Source organism: Brevundimonas abyssalis TAR-001 (genome assembly GCF_000466985.1).
GTDB classification, from domain to species: Bacteria; Pseudomonadota; Alphaproteobacteria; order Caulobacterales; family Caulobacteraceae; genus Brevundimonas; species Brevundimonas abyssalis.
Genome location: NZ_BATC01000008.1, coordinates 1 through 19337, shown reverse-complemented (window position 1 = coordinate 19337; position 19337 = coordinate 1). Strand labels below are relative to the sequence as shown.

Sequence of the window (19337 nt, the reverse complement as noted above, 5' to 3'; positions counted from 1 at the left end):
CGGCGACAGGAGCCAACGCCGGCGAGTCATGGGCCCGCAAGATGATCCCCCATCATCAGGCGCCCTCGACATGTCCCAGATCGTGCTGCGGGATACCCGGGATGCCGACATTCGCCGGATGGCGCAGAAGACCATCGACATGCAGACCGGGGACATCGCCGAGCTCCGGCGTTGGCTTGAGACGAACGTGGGGGCCGCAGACGGTGCGGCGGCGCCGGACGGAGGCGGTGAGCCGCCGTTCGCGCCGGCCGAAGCGAAAATGATAGACGCCATGATGGCCGCGACCGGAGCGAACACGGACCAGATGTGGGCCAGCAAGATGATCGCTCACCACCAGGGCGCTCTCGACATGTCCCAGGTGGTGCTGCGCGAGAGCCAGGACGCCGGCATCCGGCGCATGGCGCAGAAGACGATCGAGATGCAGACGGCCGACATCGGCGAGTTACGCGCGTGGTTGGAAGCCCATCCCGGGAATGCCGGCTGACGCAGCGTTGCTGATGCGGGGGCGGGTTTTGATCAGAAAAGGGTTGCAGCCGTGGAAAACATGAAAGCCATGAAGGGGAGCTATCGGTCGTTTGCGATCGAACTCGTCCTTGATTTCATCATCATGTACCTTGTGATGTATACGATGATCGCGTCCCTCGATCATTTCTACCTTAACCTCAATAACGTCTACATGACCCTGATGATGGTCTCGCCGATGGCGATTCTTATGCTGGTCTTCATGAGGTCAATGTATCCCTCTAAACGAACCAATCTGCTGATCGGCGCCGCCGCCGCTTTGGTCTTCGCGGTCAGCTTCTGGGGGATGCGGACCCAGGCGGCGGTGGGCGATGCGGAATTCCTGCGTTCGATGATCCCGCACCACTCCGGCGCCATCCTGATGTGCCAGCAGGCGTCGCTGACGGATCCGGAAGTGCTCAGTCTGTGCGAAGAGATCGTCAGCTCCCAGGAACGAGAAATCGCCCAGATGAAGGCTCTTCTGGCGCGGCGGTAATTCGGCGGGCGGTCCAAGAAGGCGCTGGCGCGGTCGGCTCTCTGCGGCAGCGTGTCGCGAGGGACGGCCGCGCCGCTTGCGTAAATCCCTATAGATCGTCGCCGTTCGGAGGTGCGATCATGACTTTCAGGAGTATCCCATGAAGCTGGATCGTCGACTGCTGCTGCGCGGCGCCGTCGCCGGAGGCAGTCTTGCGGCCTTGCAGGGCATGATGCCTGCCTGGGCACAGACCGGCACGCCGGGACTGAGGTCCGACCTGCCGACCCTGACGGGACCGAACATCGACCTCACCGTCGGCCAGACCCCATTCACCGTGGGCGGCAGAACCGGTCTCGCGACGACGATCAATGGGATGCTTCCGGCGCCCCTGCTTCGGATGCGCGAGGGCCAGAACGTGCGACTGTCTGTGACCAACACCTTGGACGAGGACACCTCGATCCACTGGCACGGCCTGTTGCTGCCGTTCCAGATGGACGGGGTTCCAGGCATCAGCTTCCCAGGCATCAGACCGCGCGAGACGTTTGTCTACGAGTTCCCGATCCGTCAGTCCGGGACCTTCTGGTACCACAGCCATTCGGGGCTCCAGGAAGCGCTCGGCCACTACGGCCCGATCGTCATCGATCCAGCGGCCGCGGACCCGATCGGCTATGACCGAGAGCATGTTCTGGTCCTGTCGGACTGGAGCTTCATGAACCCCCACGACATCCTGACCAAGCTTAAGCAGAGCCCGGGATATTTCAATCGGCAGCGGACGACCTTGGCCGGGCTCATCTCCGGCGAGGACCGGATGAGCCTGGAGGAACGCCGGATGTGGGGCGAGATGCGCATGGATCCGCGCGACATCCTCGACGTCAACGGCACGACCTACACTTATCTGATCAACGGCCACGGGCCGCAGGAGAACTGGACCGGCCTGTTCGGGCCGGGCGAGCGGGTGCGCCTGCGCATCATCAACGCCTCGGCCATGTCGATCTTCAACGTCCGCATCCCCGGCCTGCCGATGACGGTGGTCCAGGCCGACGGCGAGAACGTCCGGCCGGTCGAAACCGACGAATTCCAGATCTCGGTCGCCGAGACCTATGACGTGATCGTTCGGCCGACCGAGGACCGCGCCTACACCATCGTCTCCGAGGCCATCGACCGTTCCGGCATGGGTCGGGCGACCCTGGCGCCGCGCCTGGGCATGAGCGCCGAGGTGCCGCCGCTGCGCGAGGTCCCCAACCTGACCATGCGCGACATGGGCATGGGCGACATGGGCGGCATGGGCGGGATGGATCACGGGTCCATGGGAGCCCAACCAGGCGCGGCCATGGCCGGGATGGACCACGGGGCCATGACCGGCGCGTCCGGCGGAGCCATGGCGGGCATGGATCACAGCGCCATGGCTCCCCAATCCGCCGGGACGATGAGCGGGATGGACCATGGGTCCATGGCCGGGATGAACATGCGCGATCCTGAGAACGCGCCGCCCGACATGGCGGTCGGGGTGGGCGTTGACGCCATCGCCATGGCCCCGGCGAACCGGTTGGGCGAGCGCCCGACCGGGCTACAGGACGTTCCCCACCGCGTCCTCGTCTACACCGACCTGGTGTCGCTCCAGCCCAATAAGGACCAGCGTCCCCCGTCACGGACGATGGAAATCCATCTGACCGGCAACATGGAGCGATTCATGTGGGGCTTCGACGGGCGCAAATTTAGCGAGATCGTTGAACCCATCCGCTTCGAGCGAGATGAGCGTGTGCGGGTGACCCTGGTCAACGACACAATGATGGCCCACCCGATCCACCTGCACGGCCATTTCTTCGAACTCGTGACGGGCGGACCAGCCGGCCACCAGCCCCTCAAGCATACGGTCAATGTCGCGCCGGGCGGCAAGGTCACCTTCGATCTGACGGCCGACGCCCCCGGCGACTGGGCTTTCCACTGCCACATGTTGATGCACATGCACGCGGGGATGTTCAACGTCGTCACCGTGCGCCCCATGGATGGAGTCGCCTCGTGATCCGGACCTCAGTCGCCCTTCTGCCGCTCATCCTCGCATCCGCGTCTCCCGCCCTGGCTCAGTCCCATGCTGGGCACTCGGTCGCCGCCCAGCCCGCGCAATCCGCGCCGCTTCCGCCAGGCTGTGTTCGACGCGGCGCCCCGACCGGCGACGCCGCGCGGGTCAGCGCGACCGGGGCTCCCATTTGTCCTGTGGGAGCCGTTCCCGAACGCGTTCAGCCCGCCGCAGATCCTCACGCCGGCCATGACATGTCCGCGATGCCGTCGGGATCGATGCCCGCGACTGGCCAGGCCGATCCGCACGCAGGCCACGACATGTCGGCGATGGGCCAGCCCCAGCCGGGACAAGCGGATCCCCATGCCGGCCACGACATGTTAGGGATGGCAATTCCCCCCGACGTGCCGACGAGCGCCGACACCCCGGGGCGCCCCCCGGAGATGCCGGTCCCGTTGGCCGCGACCTCTGGTCCCACGCATGCCGCCGATCTGTTGTTCGATCCGGCTGAGATGGCGGCGTCGAGGGAGCAGCTTCGGATCGAGAACGGCGAGGTGCGCGCCAGTTCCGTCATCATCGACCAATTGGAAGCGAGCTTCTCGGATGGCGAGGAGGCATACGGCTTCGATGTTCAGGGTTGGACGGGCGGAGACATCAATCGCTTCTGGTGGAAATCGGAAGGGGAGGGTGAGTTCGATGGCGGGTTGGAGGAGGCCGAGCTTCAGGCCTTGTACAGCCGCGCCATCAGACCTTTCTTCGATTTCAAACCGGAGTGCGCCAGACTTATCGCCCCGACGGAGGCGACCGGACTGATCTGGTCGTCGGTATCCAGGGGCTGGCACCCTATTGGTTCGAAGTCGATGCAGCCGCCTTCCTGTCCACCAAGGGCGAGCTGACGGCGAGGGCGGAGGCCGAATACGATCAGCGAATCACCAATCGCTGGATCGTGCAGCCGCGCGCTGAAGTGGTGTTGTCAGCCGAGGACATTCCCGAGCTTCGAGTCGGGTCCGGCCTGTCGTCGCTCCAGGTGGGGGCTCGGTTGCGGTATGAGTTCCGCAAGGAGTTCGCCCCTTATGTCGGCTTGGAATGGACGAAGAGCTTCGGCAATACGGCGGACTTCCTCGAAGCCGATGGGCGAAGTTCTGAAGACACGCGGTTCGTCGTCGGTATCCGGACGTGGTTTTAGCGGGGTTGAGGGCGGCAAACCTCATCCGACCTGAAGCTATCGCAGGCCCTTCCGGACCGCTCGCAAGATCAGCCCGGCGCCCGCCCGCAGGGCGGCGTCGTCGGTCGTGGTCATCGATATGGATGATACGCTGATCTCGGCTTACCGCAGGCCGGATTAGGCGTAGCGGAGCGTTTGCTTGGCGTTGCAAGCCGAGCTTGGAGACTTGGCGCCAGACATCGCGGCACAGGCCCTGAACCAAGCCGGCGAAGCGTTCTGGCGTGACCCGAACAGTCACCGCCGGGGCCGCGCCGCCCGCCGCATCGCCGCCGCCGCCTTCAAAGGCGCTTGACCGGGAGGGATATCCCGCACCGCTGACGGAGGTCGCCGAGCGCCTCGCTCACGCCTTCAGCCAGCAGCGAGACCAAGACATACGGCTCGAGGTCGGGGCGGAGGCGCTGCTGGTTGAGTTGCGGAACGCGGGACATCGTTTCGCGCTTCTCACCAACGGCTCCGGTCCGTTGCAGCTCGCCAAGATCAAGCGGTTCGGTCCCGAATCCTATTTCGATCACATCTGGATCGAGGGCGAAGTCGGTATCGGAAAGACCTGCCCCGCCGCGTTCAGACGGGCGTTTTGCCCCCTGGCGGGTGAGCCCCGCAAAGTCTGCGTGATCGGCGGCAACCCCGAAAGGGACATCGTCCGTCCAAGGCTCTGGGCTGTTTTACTATCCTATACGATCCGGAGGCGGGCCAAGGGTAAGGGGCCGTTCCGGCGACGCCGATATCGTGGTCCGGACCTTGGCGGGCCTGGGCGAACGGCTGGTCCCGGCCCCCAGAGCCAGCGTGGATGAAGACCGCCACACGCGCGATCTCACCGCCGCTTGCAATCGACCGATGATCAGAGGTCAGGAGGCCGATGATCCGATTGGTCAAAAAGGAACGCCGCGCGGCAAGCCGCGCGGCGTTCCTTCACATCTGTTTGGGCCCTCAGGAGGCGAGAGGCCGCCGCCTCAGTGAACCATGAAACGAACGACGCCATTCATCTCGTGGCCGTCGGGGCCATTCGCTGCCCAGGCGGCGGTGTAGGAGCCGGGCGCCATGGTGGGAAGCGGCGCCCTGACCATGGTCGCAGGCGCAGCATCCGCCGACACGGCCACATCGACCGCCTGCCCCGAAGGCCCGCCGGTCAGGCGAAGCGACGTCAGGACCATGGCGTGCGGGAAGGTCGCCGAGAAAGCGGTCGGGGCGGCGGACAGCATGGCGTTGTCCGCCGGGGTCGTCACGACGCCGTTGGCCGGTGCCTGCATTGCAGCGTGCTCCTGCGCCGACATGCCCGCGTGCGGCTGGCTCTGGGCGTGGGCGAGGGAGACGGGAGCCAGCGCCGCCAAGATAGCGAAGCCGGCGAGAATTGAACGGTTCATGGGAAAAACTCCTGATACTTACGCGGAACTATTGGTTGGGCGGCATGGTCATGTCGTCCATCTTCGACATGTCATGGCCGGCCATCGGATCGGCGGGCGGCGGCGTCGGAACGGGCGCTGGCGCTGGCCGGGCCGGTCGGGGCGCCGGGGCACGCGGGGTCGCGGGCGCCGACTCGGCGGTCTGCGGCTGCGGGGTCGGCTCGGGCGTGACGACCGGCGCGGCGTCCATCGGGGTCGTCGCCGAGGCGTCCGGCGCAGTCTGGGCGTCGACAGGCTGAGGCTCGGCGGCTTGCTGGCAGGCGCCCAGGGTGACCGCCGCAGCGGCGGTGAGGATCAAGGTTCTCATGTAACGGCTCCTCAGAAAGGGGTGACGGTCGGGTCGCCTTTGGCGACGCCTAGGTCAAAAGGAATTCGGCCTTGTTGGGCCACCCGCGGGAGCGGGCGACGTCTTATACTTGATTACGCGGGCGCGCGCCGCAGCCCTCGCCGACCATGTCGATCGACTGGCGCTCGGTCCGGCGCGAGCATATGGCCGGACGCCGATGACGGTCCCGGGGACAGCGGACCGGTCACTCCAGAATGGTCCGGACGGCGCTCGTGTCCCCCAAGGCGTCGGAAAGTTTGCGGCGGGCGCGCGCCACGCGGGTCTCGACGGCCTTGATGGAGATCCCGAGCATTCCAGCCGTTTCCGCCTGACTGCGGCCCTCGATCGCCGTGAGCAGAAGCGGAGCCTTGAGGTGAGGGGGTAAACGGCTCATCGCCTCGTTCAGCCGGGCGAGCCGCTCGCCGGCCTCCATCCTCTCGTCCGCCGACTCGGCCACGTCCGGCACGGCCATGGCTTCCGGCGAAGACAGATCGACGCCGCCCCGGATGAGCCGCCGGACGGCGCGACGGCGGCTCCAGTCCCTGCATTTGTTGAGCGCGATGGTCCGGATCCAGGCCTCGAAGGGCCGCATCGGATCGTAGCGGTGGATGTTGATCCAAGCCGCCGCATAGGTCTCCTGTAACAGATCCCATGCCTCCTGCTCGTCGCCGACATAGCGCCGGACGAAGCGGAACAGCGCCGTCTTGGTCTGCCGCATCAACTCGCTGAAGGCCGCCCGGTCGCCGCCGGCGGCGCGGGCTGACAGGTCCGTTGGACTCTCCACCCGGACCGCTAGTTTTCGTCGGGCGCGAGAGCCGCGACGATGCGGTCGTCGAAGACCTCGGCCTGGGCCGGCGTCAGCACCGATCGCATCTCGAACACGTGGGCGATCGTCTCCTTCTGGAGGGCGCCCATCGCGACGTGAAAATGGTCCACTGCGGCTTGGACCTGGGGCCCGTCGCCATCGCTCTGTTCAATGGCGCGCGCCAATTCTCGGTTCGCCGCGCGGACGTCGGCTTCGAGCGCAGGCCGGCGGGCCGCGAACCGGGCTTCGACCGCCTCGATGCGGGTCAATTGGTCGGATGAGAGCGTGAGGCCATTGTGCACGATGTCGTGCAGCGACGGCGGTTCGCGCCGGCTCAGCACCCAGCTGGCGCTGATCCAGGTGCCCGCGCCGCCTGCGACTGCGGCCAGCACGGCCGTCAGGACGATCGCCCGCCAGCCGCGCATCATCGGCCGGTTTCCAGGCGCACCAGGAGCGACAGGCCCGCATCAACCGTGAAGATGGCCATTTCGCCGGGCGGTCGTGGCGCGGCGACAGCGCCGACGCCGCCTGCGGTAAGGCCGGTCGCCAGGGCCATGGCCACAGCCCCGAACCGAAGCTGCGCGACGAGGCGCTCCCCCCTTAAAACATCGACTCGGCGCCAGACGATGGGCTCCAGTCCGTCGAGCGACCTATCGACGGGCATCGCCGCCCACCGCACCAGAAGATCATCCAAATTACGCATCATCGAACATTCTCCTTGCGCCCCTAATCCCTATTACACCGAAACGCGCCAAATCCCTCGAGCGAGGGGACGGGCTTTGCGGCGCGTAGATAGCAGAAGGGACAGGATTGGAGAGGGCCATGGCGCTGCGTAGATTTCTGTCGGGTCTCGCCCTGGTGCTGGCGCTGTCGGTCAGCGCGCCGGCAATCGCGCACGAGGACCATGACAAGCAGGCTGCGGCCCGCGTCCAGGCCGCTGCCCCGGCCGGCGCCGTGCCGGAGTGGGGGATGATGGCCATGCCGGACATGGCCCAAGACATGGACCACGGCGCCATGATGGCAGACGAGAGTCCCAGGCCCATGCCCCAGCGTTTGTATCGCTGGTTCGGCGCCATGCATCCGGCGGCGGTGCATTTCCCTATCGCACTGTTCCTCGTCGCCGCCCTTCTCGAGATCGCTGCTCTGACGTTGCGTCGGCCGGTCCTGACCCAGGGCACCCGCGTCATCATCGCTCTGGCGGCGATCTCCTCGATCGTCGCGGTGGCGCTGGGGTGGTTCGCCATGGGGCTTCCCGGCAAGGACGACGCGACCCACGCCTATCACCGGTGGCTCGGCACCTCGATCGCCCTTCTGGGCCTGCTCTGCTGGTGGGCGAAGGAACACTGGGTCCGCCGACCGGGGCGCGGGCGTGAGATGATCTACATCGGCCTATTGACGCTCACCGCCGCCGCCGTGATGGTCAACGGCCTGCTGGGCGGGATGCTGACTCACGGCATGAGACATCTGATGTTCTGACGGTCCCCAAGGACGCTCGCCGTCCAGCCACATTGTTTTCGATCCACTTCGGCCGGACCAGGACGCTTTCGCGGCCGCGGCTAACCAGGAGCTTGATCCATGTCGTTTCGTTCAGCACTCGCCGGATCGGCGCTCGCCGCCATCCTCGCTACCTCTGCCCAGGCCCAGGCGCCCCACTCTCACGCCCCCGGCTCGACACACACTCCAGGCTCGGCACACGCCCCCGGTCATGCGCAAACCGCTGACGAGGCGCAGGTCCGAACCGTCGTCACCGCCTACAAGGACGCCATTATTCGGATGGACGTGTCACAGACCACGGCTCTGTTCTGGGAGGACTCGGCGATTTTCGAGAACGGCGGCGTCGAGGGGACGTTCGCCTATTATCTCGAGCACCATCTCGGACCCGAGTTCACCGATCTGGCGGGTTTCGAGTTTCGTAACCACGAGATGACTGTGGAGATCGACGGCGATACCGCATTCGTGAGCGAGACCTACACCTATCACATCACCTTCAAGGACACGGCGCGCGAACCGATCGAGCGCCGCGGCGTCGCCACAAGCGTCCTGCGCAAGCGGGGCGACGAGTGGAGGTTCGACATCTATCACTCTTCGGCTCGGCCCTTGCGTCGGGCGACTTGACGCCCAACCGGGTTACCCCGCCTCTCAATCACCAGAGTAACGAGCCAATGATAATGTCGCTTTCGCGCCGCTCTCTTCTGATCATTGGAGTCAGCGCCTCGGCAGCCGCAGCCTGCTCGCAAACCTTGCATCCTTCATCTGACCTCGCCGTCTACAAATCGCCCACCTGCGGCTGCTGCGGCGCGTGGGTTGAGCACATGACAGCGGCGGGCTTTCAGGCGCAAATCACCGAGGTGAGCGACCCTGGCACAGTTCGCGGCGCCGAAGGCGTTCCCGCGTCTGTAGCCTCCTGTCATACGGCCGTGATCGGGGGATATGTCCTGGAGGGCCATGTACCAGCCGAGGACGTGCGCCGGCTGCTTGCGGAGCGTCCCGACGCCCTGGGTCTGGCGGTGCCGGCGATGCCGCTGGGGTCTCCCGGCATGGAGACGCCCGACGGCCAGCGGGAGCCTTATGAAACCCTGCTGATCCTCAAGGGCGGCGGCACGCGCGTCTTCGCGCGTCACGGCTAGGCGGAGGCGCGGGCATGAAGGTTCTCAGGCTCTCCACCCAACTGCATAAATGGATCGCGCTCGTCGTCGGTCTTCAAGTGCTGTTCTGGGTCGGCGGCGGTCTGGTGATGACGGCCATCCCGATCGAGACGGTGCGCGGCGAGCATCGCGCGGCTGAACTCAACCCGGTGCCGCTGGAGCTCGGCGCCCTTCCGGCCCTCGGCGAGATCGCCCGCCGCGCGGGCGTCGCGCGGTCCAGGCGGAGTTGCGCACAACGCCGCGGGGCCCGGCGTGGACCCTGACACCGGCGGCGGGCGAGCCGGTCATCGTGTCGGCTGCGACAGGTCGGCCGTTCGGACCGATGTCGACCGCCCAGGCCACGGGCTTCGCCAGGCGCGCTTACAGGGGCGAGGCGGGGGTGTCGGAAGCCGTGTTCCTGAACACCGCGCCCCAGGAGACCGGACAAACCGGGCCGTTGTGGCGGGTGGACTTCGCCGACCGCGAAAAGACCAGTTTCTACCTGTCGCCGGCGACCGGCGAGGTGGTGACACGCCGGTCGGGCGTCTGGCGGATCTTCGACTTCTTCTGGCGTCTCCATGTCATGGACTGGAACGATGGCGAGGATTTCAATCACCCCTTGATCATCATCACCACGGCGTTGACGCTGAGCATCGTCGTGTCAGGGTTCATCCTGTTGTGGATAAGGATTTCGCGGGACCTGAAGACGGCGCGCGCGTCCAGGGGATCCAAACGCTGAGTCTGTGCCTGTCTCGACGGCCTGGACCAATCAGTCGGGTGATTTGCGGCGGCCATGGAAGGGCCAGTCGATCACGCCAGAGCACCAGAGCGCCCACCAGACGATGATCGGCTGAAGCGCTAGCCGAGGGCCATGATACCACCAACCTGGGAAGGCGCTGGCCTCAGCGGCCGAGTCCATGGCGTGCTTGATGTTGGCCGGGAAGACGCAGATCGCATACGCGGCCAAGGCCAGTCCGGCCGCGCGACGCAGGCGCGGGACGTACAGGGCGCTCGCGCCCAGTATCTCCAGCAGGCCCGTGACGCGGATCACCGTTTGCGGCCAGACCACCCAGTCGGGTGTGATCGCCAGGAACGGTTCTGGCGCTGTCAGCTGGAGGATGCCTGCCATCACAAACGCGGCGGCCAGAAGGGCCTTGGCGATGGTTTTTGCCAGGGAACCGATATGTCGCCTCACAATACCGGGTGCAAAAGGACACGCCAGGACCCCGGGTCCGATGGACCGGCGGCGCACGACGGCTTCGAGAAACGTTTCTGGGTCTTCGTGCGGTTTCGAGGCTTCTTTGCACCCATTTCAGAACCTGACGGCTACATCGTCATGTCCATTGCAGAGACAGGCGCTAAGGTGCCCATAACCGCAACGAGCACGAGAAGCGCTAGGGCCAGCAGAGTTTCCATGATCAGGCTGCGCTTCAGACGTCCCACCGCGACCCGAAGATCCTCGGGATCATCGAGGACGCGGGCGAGATCCGGGGTTAGGTGGAAGCGATTTGCTGCGGCCAGGACCAGCATGAGCACGAAGATGACAAGCTTGCCCGTCAGCAGCAGGCCGTAGGGCGTGGTGAGAAGACCAGAGAGTCGGTCAGGTCCGATCAGGAACCAGCTGTTGACCAGGCCGCTCAGCACCAGGACGGCGACCGACGCGGTCCCCACGCCTGCGAAGCCGTGAAGCGCCTGGTGAAGGATCCGGTCAGCGGCTGGGGCGGGACGGTGGCGGACCGTCAGGATCAGCAGGGCCGCGAGCGCGCCGAGCCAGACTGCGGCCCCCCAGCTGTGCAGTATGGCCGCCGTCAGGTGAACGAGACCTCCCGGCCCCTCCGTGGCCGCGCCGTGCCCCGTCCAAGCGAAACTGGCGCTCACGACGAGCCCGGCCAAGGCGACGACGATCCAGACCGGTCGGGAAGGCTTGGCCAGCACAAGGAGGACCAGAGCGGCCGCAGCGACCAAGGCGCGGGCCAGGAAGGCCGGCCCTAGGCTCGTGCCGGTGATCATGAAACCCAGGGAAGCGGGTTTGAGACCCTCGGCGATCGAGCCCGCCATCACCGAAGTCTGGGCCCCGAGCGCTGCGGCCGAGCTCAGGGCGACAACGGCCGAGGCGGCGATCAGCAGCGGCCTCGGCCAACCGAGTGCCACCCCGTCCGACGCGCGCAGTCCATAGATGAGGAACAGCGGCGTTCCCAGAAGGACGACAGCGCCCCCGTACTGAGCGAGCCGGAGCAGAATGACCAGGCTGTCGAGCACGAAGGCTCAGCGCACGGTGAAGACGATAACGCCGGTCATGCGGTGACCATCAGCCGACGCCGCGCGCCAGTTGAGATTGTAGGCGCCGGCGGCGAGCGGGCGGGCCGTCCGCCCTGAGATGGTCTTGCGTCCTCGGAGACGGTGGTGGTCACGGCGAATTTGGCCCCCGCCGCGTTGACGACCTCAAGGCCCGAGAAGGCCGGGACCACGCGCTCGCTGAAGGTCACCGTGAGCGCCCGGGGAGAAGCGATGGTCGCGGTTGCCGCCGGCGTGGAGGAGACGACGCGGGCATGGGCCTCGGCCTGGGTGGCGACCAGCAGCAGAGCGCTGGCCGCGCCGACGAGGGAAAGGATCTTGCGAGGGGTCATTCTGGATACTCCGAAACCAAAGGGGTTCAACGATATATACGGGCGCCGGGGCTCAATCCCTCATCCGACCTTCGGCTGACGCAAACTCACCCCGGGTCGGCGCTGTCCGGAATGGGATGCGGTGCAAGGCAATCGGCACCCATTGGCCGCGCGAGGGCCTGACGCAGGCAAGATCGGTCGTTTGACTCCGCGTCGGCAGGGGTGGGATGGAAGGGCATGTGGAATATCGTTCGCACCGTTCTGTTCGCCTTGGCAGTGGCCGGCTTTATCGGGCAGTCGTCGGCGCACGCCACCCCGTTGCAGGTGTTCGCATCGACGGGTGGCATGGCGGAGATGGACTGCGCCCTAATGATGGTGATGGAGGACGAGTCTTCCGGCAAGGCGATGAGCCCCTGCGACGAGATGACGCCCGATTGCATCGCCAAGATGGGCTGCGCCGCCGTTGCGGCGCCCCTGCCGCCGGCGCCGACTGTCCAACGCCCGTCCGCGCGGCGGGGGATCAGGTTCGACGCCGTCGATGTCGTGCGAGAGGGCGCTGGCCCGCTTCCACACAAGAATCCGCCAAAACGGCTGTCGTAGAACGGCTTCCGCTGCTTGGGAGGCCGTGCGCGCCGTTACGCGGCGACCGCCGATCAATTTAGCTCGTGGCCGATATCCGCCCATACGGGGGGTACGACGGTTTCGAGGAATTTCATGACCATCCATGGTTCACTAGGAGAATGACGATGAAAATTTCCAACCTGCTGGCGGCCGCCGGCGCGATCCTGACGCTGAGCGCTGGCGCGGCTCTCGCCGCCGAAGCTTGCGAATGCTGCAAGGATATGGCGCTGACGCCGAGATGAAATGCTGTGACGACATGAGACCGACCCAAGAACCTACGGCGCCGTCGGCTGAACCGTCCGATGAGGCCTCAGCCACGCCGGAACCAGCGCCCCAAGGCTAGGCGAAGCGTTCCTCTGGAGCGAGTGTTCAGGCTTCCGGCGGCGAGGGCGTCGCCGCCGGAAACCTTCCGGACCTACCGTTTCAGCGGTCGCGGTTCTGATCTCTCTGCCGCACAGACCCATGTCCGGTGCCCGACGAATCCGCTCCAGATGCGCCGTCGCCCGGGTCCAGGCCCGCTCGATCAACCGGCCCTGCGCCTGCGGATCGGTGACCAGCGTGCGAATGACGGCGGAAGCGATCTTCACCCGATCGTCCACGGTTCGCCCGACCTGGACGCGAGCGGGAGCCGTTTCCTGCTGGCGCTCCTGGACCTCGCCGCCAGCTTGGCGGTCTCGCTGTCTCGGGCGGTATCCGGTAACGTCCATGCCGAGCGACTTGGCCTGGACCCAGACCTCTCTTCAAGCCGTCCTGCGCAAGGTCGGTGAAAGCCGGGTCGCCTAGCACCTTCCAGAATTCGTCGATGTCGAGGACCAGCCGGCGACCGTCCACACGCTCTGCGATGCGGTGGAACAGATAGAGCATGGCCGGCGTGCGGACTTCGTCATGATCGAGCACCTGGGTGATGTCGAAGCCGGCGAAGCGGGTTTCTAGGCCGAGCGCGTCCTCCTCATTGTCGAGCACCCAGCCAAGTGGCCCGCCGCGTTGCCAGCGTTCCAGCCGGGCCCCCACCCCGCCGGCGTCGCCTTGGCCGAGCAGGCTGCGCAACGCGGCGATCGAGCGGCGGTCGCGCGGCAAGGCCTCTAGGGCGGCCACGCCCTGGTCGATGGCCCGCGCCTCAGGCACCGTCAGGGTTTCGTCCGGACGGGCGACGAGGGCGCGGACCAGACGGACCAGAAACGCTCGATTGACGGGAGAGGGCGGCAGCGCCTTGAAGGGGGCGAACCCGGTCGGCTCGCCATTCCGCAGCGCCAGATAGGTTCCGCCAGAGGCGCGCACGAAGATCTCGGCCCCGCGATCCTTGTCGATGAACAGTTGCTGGGCGCCGAAACGCTCCAGCTGAGCCAGCATGAAGTTCTGGACCACCGTCTTGCCCGAGCCCGAGGGCCCGCAGATGAAGGTGTGGCCCAGGTCGCCGACGTGAAAGTTGAAGTAGAAGGGCGAGCCGGCCGTGGTCCGCAGGGTCGCGACCGCCTCACCCCAATGGTTGCCGCGCGCCTTGCCCACGGGATGGGCGTGGAAAGGAGCCAAGGCGGCGAAATTGCGCGATGTGATGGCAGCCGGTCGGGTGCGCCGGGCGAAAGCGGCTCAATACGAAGATGTCCCGATACAGCGGCGGCATGGTAAGGATGATTTGCTTCAGCATCAGCTGTTCCGCCTGAGAAGCGGCCCCACTCTGCTCTTGACCAAAATCGCCCAATGCCTCGTGCTGTCGTTTCAGGCGCCGGCTCTCGTCACGAACCAGATTGAGCGCAATCCGCAGCAAGAAAGACTTGGGGTGTCGGATGTCCGCGCTCCGATAGGGCGCGGCCCGCAGATAAGTCTCTTGAACCACGTCGGCTGCCTGGTCGGCGCCCACGTGCGCCCTGAGCCGCCCATCGAGCCAGCCGGCATAGCGGCGATACAGGCCGTTTAGGCCCTCCGCTGCTTCCGGTTCCAGCTCTTTGGTATCGGTCAACGCACCTCTCCGACCCTCAGGGAAGGCGGGGAATCCGCAGACGAGATCAGACGGGTCGCCGCCGTGCGGACGCACGGGCTCTCTCCGTCGACAAGCGACAAGCGCGCGGGGCGCGCGTCGTTTGAGTTTGACTTCGCACAGGGGATTCCAAGCCCCTATCGGCGCGCACGCCGACACTAGAGCATGAATCAAACGGAATCCTGACGCAAGGCGGAGGGGTCGGGCGTTGGAATCCTCGCGAAACGAGGCCCGATACTTCGACGCGCAGCGCTGCCTCCACCATGGGCGAACCCCGGCTCCAGCTCCGCGCCTATCTCACGGCGCCCGACCGGAGGGCTGTAGTCGCCGACGGTTGCGGGTTCAACCATCCGGCAAGGTTGGCGGGACCGCAAGAAACCTGCGGGAAAGCCGCAAAACATTGACGTTGCTCTCGCTTCGATCCGCCGTGTACGGATGGACCGAGTCAACCAGTGGTGTAGCATGGAAGCTAATGCCCAAGACCCGGAACCCCAGCCGCCCCCGGCCTCGCTGAGCCCTCGCGAACAGGAATGTCTGCAGTGGGTGTGTCGCGGGAAAAGCTCCGCAGACATTGGGACCATCCTCTCATTGTCGCCGCGCACGGTGGACAGCTACCTTGAGAAAGTCTGCTCCAAGCTGAAGGTTCGAACGCGAATTGAGGCCGTCGCGTCGGCTGTTCGACAAGGTTTGATCGAAGCACGATGAGGGAAGGGGGCGGGCCAGGAACTTCTGTGATGAAGCCCGGCGTTTCGACCCTGGTCGCCGTCGACGCTAAGCGTCCCCTGACTCAAGACCAGCACCTACCCGTTCCGGAACCCGCCATTCACAAGTCTAAATGAGGGCGGATGACAAGGCTAGGCGCGGGGTGACGCCGGATGCGGGCCGGAATGAGGATCGGATGTCGAGGCTCGAAGGCCGCTGTCGGCCCATTGGCAAAGGTCGTCGAGATCGTAGACCACGCGTCCGCCGAGCTTTCGATACACGGGCCCCGTGCCGTAGGTTCTGTGCTTCTCGAGCGTTCGGCTCGAGAGGCCCAGATATTCCCCTGCTTGCGGGGTGCGTAGAAATCGCTGACCGACCCGTGCGCTCACGGCGAACCTCCGTCTCAGTTCAGACCACCATCCCCCGAACACCAGGCGCAAGCGACCCGAAGGGTTCGCACCGTGAAAAGACAGGTCACCTTCCTCCATCACGAAGAAGTCACTGGTTCTTAAAGGCCGTAAACGCGCCCGAGAGCACCGTTCTAAACACCGTTCTAAACGGCCAAGCTAGAACGGGGCGACCCCTCCAGATGGGTGTAAGTTATTGTTTTTATTGAGAAACGATGGTGGGTGATGTAGGGCTCGAACCTACGACCCGCTGATTAAGAGTCAGCTGCTCTACCAACTGAGCTAATCACCCGAACCATCGTACGCCTCGCTGGACATGTCCGGCGAAGGGCGGACCACCTACTAGGTCGCGAATGCTTTCGCAAGGCTTTTGCGTCGGTCATGATGATGAACGGAAATGGAGGGCGCGATGGCGAGGCGGGATCTGAGCGGGGCGGTGGATTTCTCGGTGCTGGAGCGGACCACCGGCGGGGACGATGACGTCTCCGGGGAGGTGCTGGCCCTGTTCACCGAACAGGCGGCCCTGTGGGCCCCCATGCTGGCGCCGGGGACCGACGGCTGGCGCGACGCGGCCCATACCCTGCGCGGGGCGGCGGCGGGCATCGGGGCGGCCGACCTGGCCCGCGCCTGCGCAGAGGCGGAGGCCGGGGACGGCGCCGGGCTGGGCCGGGTGCGCAATGAACTGGACCGGGCCCTGGCCGATGTGGCGGCGTGGCGGCACGAGTTGATGCTGCGGTCTCTCAGGGCCTGACCGGCCGCGCAAATGACTCAAGCTTAAGATGACCGGGCGCGGGGCCGGGGATATGGCGAGCTTAGCAATGGAGATCGCCATGATGCGCCACGCCTGCCTCCTGATGGCCGCCGCCCTGCTGGCCGCCTGCGCCGCCACGCCCGGGCCCATGCCGGAGCAGGACCTGGCCGGGCCCGCCACGGTGCGGGTGCTGCGCGACGGGGATGTGTGGACCGCCGACTATGTGCTGGACCGCGACGCCCCGGCCTGGCTGTTCACGGACTCGGCGCTGACGCGGGTGGACAATCAGCCGTGGCGGCCTCGCGCCTTTACGGTGGAGACGCCCGGTGTGCGCATCGAGCGGCGCGGCTGGCACGATGTACTGGTGGGCGAGGACGGCGTCCCGGTCCCCCGCCGTGTGCGCATCCGGTTCGAGCCGTTCTCAGGCAATCTGCTGGCCGCCTATGATCCGGCCCTGACGTTCACCGACGGCTCGGTGGCGCTGTATTCCGACCAGTTCGACATGCGGCCGCTGGCGAATGCGGCGGACGCCGACGCCCTGCCCATGGACCTCAACGGCGTAGAACTTGATGGGGAGGTGGTTCGCGCCCTGTTCCGCGATCAGGCGGGACCGGTGTTGATGAACGGCGAGCGGCGCGCCGAGGCTGAACGGCCCGAGGCGCCGACCTATGTGCTGTTCGGCGATGTGCCGGTGGACGAGACGGCGCATCTGGCCGCCGTGTTCGACCCGGAACTGCCCGCCTGGATCGAGACGGAGCTGTCGGCTTTCACGCCCCGGGTCATGAGCCATTACGCGGATCGGCTCGGCGCGGGCCAGTCGGCCCGGCCGACCCTGATGGTCAGCTGGGCCGGGCCGACCCCGTCCCTGTTGAGCATGGGTGGCAGCGTCCTGCCCGGGCTGGTCATCATGACCTTCGAGGGTGTCGGCGTGCTTGAGCCGACACCCGAGGTGCGCGCGGGCGCACGGTGGTTCATCGCCCACGAGGGCGCACATTTCTGGCTGGGTCAGGTGGTGCGTTACGAACGCGTGCGCGACATGTGGATCACCGAGGGCGGCGCCGACATCCTGGCCGTGCGCGCCCTGGCCCGGATCGATCGACCTATGACGCGCGCGCCCGACTGCAGACGGCGGTGGACGAATGCGCCGGCTTCGCCGCCCGGCCCATTCACACGGCGGCGGAGCGCAGCGAGCATCAGGCCTATTACGCCTGCGGGGCCGTGTTCCACATGCTGGCCGAGCCCGGCGCGGCGCGAACGGGCGGGGACGTCTTCACCGTGGTGCGAGGGATGATCGACGCCAACCGCGAGGACGGTATCCTGACCGCCGACGAGTGGCTGGCCGAGCTGACGCGGGTGAGCGGCGACGCCTCCCTTGCGGGCGACATCCGCCGGCTGCTGACGGACGGCGCGGCGGATCCCGCGGCCGAGATCGCCTCGCTGTTCCAGCGCGCGGGGGTGGCGCACGAGGTGCGCGACGGGCGGGTGGTGCTGCTCTAGCCAGACGACCGTTCGCGAAGATCAAAAGGTCTTGACCCTGATCCAATTGATCTCAGACACCATTGATATTTCGAGTGGAGTCTGATGGATGACCCACCATAAAAAAATGGGGGGGATTATGACGGATCAGGCACTCGTGGATGAGTATGCGGCGTTCCATGCCAAGGACGCGTCCTATGGGTCCACGGGACACAAGACACTCCCGTGGATCTTGCCGCATCTGAAGGCGCTGAAGGCGACGTCGCTGATCGACTACGGCTGCGGCAAGGGCATGCTGGGGCCTTTGGTGGGGCGGCGGCTGGGGATCGCGGAGATCGGCCGGTACGATCCTGCGGTGCCGGCGTTTTCGGCGCGCCCGAAGCGCCGTTTCGACGTGCTGATCAATGTCGATGTTCTTGAACATATTCCCGAAGAGGACCTGGACCCTGTCCTCACCGATATGGCGGCGGTCGCTGAACACGCCCTTCTGGTCATCGACACGGCCCCGGCGCGCACCCTGCTGTTGGATGGGCGCAACGCCCACGTCACCCTTCACGGCGCGGACTGGTGGGAGGCCAGGCTGAAGCCTCACTTCCCGACCATTCGCCCCATGAAGATCAAGCGTCGCGCGCGGGTCGCCTTCAAGACATTCGATGATGAGGTCTCGCCCGCCGAGGCGAGGATGATCCGGCTTCGTGAAAGCGCGATCGTGTGGGGCAAGAAGCTGAAGCGGCTCGTTCTGACCGGGAAGATCTAAGTCAGCTGATCACGAACGGATAGGGGCTCACCGACTTGGCCCAGTCGTCGACGGTGAGGGGGCGGCCTTGCGGGGGTTCGGCGCGTTGGGGGCAGGGGTGACGGTCGCACAGGCGGCAGGCGGGGCCGATGCCGGTGACTTCGGGGGCGTCGAGGTTCAGGCCCTTCGCATGGATCAGGCGGTGGGCGTGCTTGAGCTCGCAGCCGAGGCCCACGGCCAGGTCGTGGTCGTGGGTTCCCTGACGCGGGACGGTGCGGGCCAGGGTGAACCAGCGCTGGCCGTCGGGAGTCTCCACGATCTGGGTCAGGACGCGGCCGGGCGAGCCGAAGGCGTCGTGAAGGCGCCAGCGGGGGCAGCCGCCGCCGAACCGGGCGAAGGGAAAGGCGGAGGAGGCGTAGCGCTTGGACACATTGCCCGCCCGGTCCACGCGGATGAAGAAGAAGGGCACGCCCCGCGCGGTGGGCCGCGACAGGGTGGTCAGGCGGTGGGCCGCCTGTTCGAACGAGACGCCGAAGCGGGCGCACAGGCGGTCCATGTCGTAGCCGCTCTGCTCGGCCAGGGTCTGGAACGCGCCATAGGGCATGAGGATGGCGGCGGCCAGGGTGTTGGCCAGCGACACCTTGAGCAGGCGCGCCGAGGCCGGGTCGGGCGGGGCGGCCTGATCCACCAG

Annotated in this window: 26 protein-coding genes, 1 tRNA gene and 2 pseudogenes; 17 read left to right on the top strand and 12 right to left on the bottom strand. The window is 66.3% G+C overall.

Features of this window, described 5'->3' with window-relative positions; all coding sequences use genetic code 11:
* Positions 1-70 precede the first annotated feature (70 nt).
* The 5 genes and pseudogenes from MBEBAB_RS18580 to MBEBAB_RS15550 all read left to right on the top strand — a co-directional run bounded on the left by MBEBAB_RS18580 (position 71) and on the right by MBEBAB_RS15550 (position 5009).
* A complete protein-coding gene (locus MBEBAB_RS18580; RefSeq protein WP_021696598.1) occupies positions 71-484 on the top strand; it encodes a DUF305 domain-containing protein in 414 nt (137 codons plus the stop codon).
* A gap of 60 nt (positions 485-544) precedes the next feature.
* Positions 545-997 carry a DUF305 domain-containing protein gene (locus tag MBEBAB_RS03720; RefSeq protein ID WP_045318786.1) on the top strand — a complete coding sequence of 151 codons (453 nt, stop codon included), beginning with the start codon at positions 545-547 and terminating at the stop codon, positions 995-997.
* Positions 998-1136: 139 nt separating this feature from the next.
* Positions 1137-2999, top strand: a complete 1863-nt coding sequence (locus MBEBAB_RS03715) for a copper resistance system multicopper oxidase (protein ID WP_021696596.1) — start codon at positions 1137-1139, stop codon at positions 2997-2999.
* A gap of 248 nt (positions 3000-3247) precedes the next feature.
* Positions 3248-4179: pseudogene (locus tag MBEBAB_RS18575) on the top strand (copper resistance protein B).
* 260 nt (positions 4180-4439) lie between these two features.
* Positions 4440-5009, top strand: coding sequence for an HAD family hydrolase (locus tag MBEBAB_RS15550; RefSeq protein ID WP_081703401.1), 570 nt, complete (start codon positions 4440-4442; stop codon positions 5007-5009).
* 159 nt (positions 5010-5168) lie between these two features.
* Here the strand turns inward: MBEBAB_RS15550 and MBEBAB_RS03700 are convergent, their stop codons facing one another.
* The 5 genes from MBEBAB_RS03700 to MBEBAB_RS03680 form a co-directional block, all read right to left on the bottom strand.
* On the bottom strand, positions 5169-5579 hold the full coding sequence (locus tag MBEBAB_RS03700; protein WP_021696592.1) for a copper resistance CopC family protein: 411 nt from the start codon (positions 5577-5579) through the stop codon (positions 5169-5171).
* Between the two features lie 28 nt (positions 5580-5607).
* Positions 5608-5925: a hypothetical protein gene (locus tag MBEBAB_RS03695; protein ID WP_021696591.1), complete on the bottom strand. Its 318-nt coding sequence runs from the start codon at positions 5923-5925 to the stop codon at positions 5608-5610.
* A 223-nt stretch (positions 5926-6148) separates the two neighbouring features.
* Positions 6149-6727 (bottom strand): RNA polymerase sigma factor, encoded by a 579-nt coding sequence (locus tag MBEBAB_RS03690; RefSeq protein ID WP_021696590.1) that lies wholly within the window; start codon positions 6725-6727, stop codon positions 6149-6151.
* A gap of 8 nt (positions 6728-6735) precedes the next feature.
* Positions 6736-7176 carry a Spy/CpxP family protein refolding chaperone gene (locus tag MBEBAB_RS03685; RefSeq protein WP_021696589.1) on the bottom strand — a complete coding sequence of 147 codons (441 nt, stop codon included), beginning with the start codon at positions 7174-7176 and terminating at the stop codon, positions 6736-6738.
* A complete protein-coding gene (locus tag MBEBAB_RS03680; RefSeq protein WP_081703412.1) occupies positions 7173-7442 on the bottom strand; it encodes a hypothetical protein in 270 nt (89 codons plus the stop codon). Before MBEBAB_RS03680 ends, MBEBAB_RS03685 begins: the two co-directional genes overlap by 4 nt.
* A 128-nt stretch (positions 7443-7570) precedes the next feature.
* On the opposite strand from MBEBAB_RS03680, the gene MBEBAB_RS14960 reads away from it, so the two are divergent.
* The 5 genes from MBEBAB_RS14960 to MBEBAB_RS15540 all read left to right on the top strand — a co-directional run bounded on the left by MBEBAB_RS14960 (position 7571) and on the right by MBEBAB_RS15540 (position 10111).
* Positions 7571-8224 carry a DUF2231 domain-containing protein gene (locus MBEBAB_RS14960; RefSeq protein ID WP_021696587.1) on the top strand — a complete coding sequence of 218 codons (654 nt, stop codon included), beginning with the start codon at positions 7571-7573 and terminating at the stop codon, positions 8222-8224.
* Between the two features lie 99 nt (positions 8225-8323).
* Entirely contained in the window at positions 8324-8863 is a 540-nt protein-coding gene (locus MBEBAB_RS15545; protein ID WP_045318783.1) for a YybH family protein, read from the top strand.
* A 47-nt stretch (positions 8864-8910) separates the two neighbouring features.
* A complete protein-coding gene (locus MBEBAB_RS03665) occupies positions 8911-9375 on the top strand; it encodes a DUF411 domain-containing protein (protein WP_052516730.1) in 465 nt (154 codons plus the stop codon).
* Between the two features lie 14 nt (positions 9376-9389).
* Positions 9390-9656, top strand: coding sequence for a hypothetical protein (locus MBEBAB_RS16790; protein WP_045318782.1), 267 nt, complete (start codon positions 9390-9392; stop codon positions 9654-9656).
* 59 nt (positions 9657-9715) lie between these two features.
* Positions 9716-10111, top strand: coding sequence for a PepSY domain-containing protein (locus MBEBAB_RS15540; protein ID WP_052516729.1), 396 nt, complete (start codon positions 9716-9718; stop codon positions 10109-10111).
* A 30-nt stretch (positions 10112-10141) separates the two neighbouring features.
* Here the strand turns inward: MBEBAB_RS15540 and MBEBAB_RS03650 are convergent, their stop codons facing one another.
* The 3 genes and pseudogenes from MBEBAB_RS03650 to copC all read right to left on the bottom strand — a co-directional run bounded on the left by MBEBAB_RS03650 (position 10142) and on the right by copC (position 11999).
* Positions 10142-10567, bottom strand: a complete 426-nt coding sequence (locus MBEBAB_RS03650) for a DoxX family protein (RefSeq protein WP_045318781.1) — start codon at positions 10565-10567, stop codon at positions 10142-10144.
* 131 nt (positions 10568-10698) lie between these two features.
* Positions 10699-11631, bottom strand: coding sequence for a copper homeostasis membrane protein CopD (gene copD / locus MBEBAB_RS03645; protein WP_021696582.1), 933 nt, complete (start codon positions 11629-11631; stop codon positions 10699-10701).
* 6 nt (positions 11632-11637) lie between these two features.
* Positions 11638-11999, bottom strand: a pseudogene (copC, locus tag MBEBAB_RS18800) (copper homeostasis periplasmic binding protein CopC).
* 216 nt (positions 12000-12215) lie between these two features.
* Here copC and MBEBAB_RS03635 point away from each other — a divergent pair.
* Together MBEBAB_RS03635 and MBEBAB_RS17185 are read left to right on the top strand one after the other, a co-directional pair.
* Positions 12216-12578 carry a hypothetical protein gene (locus tag MBEBAB_RS03635; RefSeq protein ID WP_045318780.1) on the top strand — a complete coding sequence of 121 codons (363 nt, stop codon included), beginning with the start codon at positions 12216-12218 and terminating at the stop codon, positions 12576-12578.
* 65 nt (positions 12579-12643) lie between these two features.
* The gene (locus tag MBEBAB_RS17185; RefSeq protein WP_242397058.1) at positions 12644-12841 is read left to right on the top strand and encodes a hypothetical protein; all 198 of its coding nucleotides are present in this window, start codon (positions 12644-12646) and stop codon (positions 12839-12841) included.
* Between the two features lie 181 nt (positions 12842-13022).
* Here the strand turns inward: MBEBAB_RS17185 and MBEBAB_RS03625 are convergent, their stop codons facing one another.
* On the bottom strand, positions 13023-14105 hold the full coding sequence (locus tag MBEBAB_RS03625) for a TraG/VirB4 family ATPase (protein WP_021696578.1): 1083 nt from the start codon (positions 14103-14105) through the stop codon (positions 13023-13025).
* Complete coding sequence (locus MBEBAB_RS15535; protein ID WP_081703400.1) at positions 14074-14556, bottom strand: RNA polymerase sigma factor; 483 nt, start codon at positions 14554-14556, stop codon at positions 14074-14076. Before MBEBAB_RS15535 ends, MBEBAB_RS03625 begins: the two co-directional genes overlap by 32 nt.
* A gap of 453 nt (positions 14557-15009) precedes the next feature.
* On the opposite strand from MBEBAB_RS15535, the gene MBEBAB_RS15530 reads away from it, so the two are divergent.
* A complete protein-coding gene (locus MBEBAB_RS15530) occupies positions 15010-15279 on the top strand; it encodes a helix-turn-helix transcriptional regulator (RefSeq protein ID WP_306301985.1) in 270 nt (89 codons plus the stop codon).
* Between the two features lie 620 nt (positions 15280-15899).
* Here the strand turns inward: MBEBAB_RS15530 and MBEBAB_RS03615 are convergent.
* Positions 15900-15975, bottom strand: a tRNA-Lys gene (locus MBEBAB_RS03615).
* 117 nt (positions 15976-16092) lie between these two features.
* Between MBEBAB_RS03615 and MBEBAB_RS03610 the strand changes: the two genes are divergently transcribed.
* The 4 genes from MBEBAB_RS03610 (at position 16093) to MBEBAB_RS03600 (ending at position 18667) form a co-directional block, all read left to right on the top strand.
* The gene (locus MBEBAB_RS03610; protein ID WP_021696577.1) at positions 16093-16434 is read left to right on the top strand and encodes an Hpt domain-containing protein; all 342 of its coding nucleotides are present in this window, start codon (positions 16093-16095) and stop codon (positions 16432-16434) included.
* Positions 16435-16501: 67 nt separating this feature from the next.
* On the top strand, positions 16502-17725 hold the full coding sequence (locus MBEBAB_RS03605; RefSeq protein WP_242397057.1) for a hypothetical protein: 1224 nt from the start codon (positions 16502-16504) through the stop codon (positions 17723-17725).
* A complete protein-coding gene (locus tag MBEBAB_RS17175; protein WP_242397056.1) occupies positions 17722-17931 on the top strand; it encodes a hypothetical protein in 210 nt (69 codons plus the stop codon). Before MBEBAB_RS03605 ends, MBEBAB_RS17175 begins: the two co-directional genes overlap by 4 nt.
* 88 nt (positions 17932-18019) lie before the next feature.
* Positions 18020-18667 (top strand): methyltransferase domain-containing protein, encoded by a 648-nt coding sequence (locus tag MBEBAB_RS03600; RefSeq protein WP_148291425.1) that lies wholly within the window; start codon positions 18020-18022, stop codon positions 18665-18667.
* A gap of 1 nt (position 18668) precedes the next feature.
* Here MBEBAB_RS03600 and MBEBAB_RS03595 read toward each other — a convergent pair.
* The coding region (locus tag MBEBAB_RS03595) for a helix-turn-helix domain-containing protein (RefSeq protein WP_045318778.1) at positions 18669-19337 on the bottom strand (669 nt) is incomplete at its 5' end.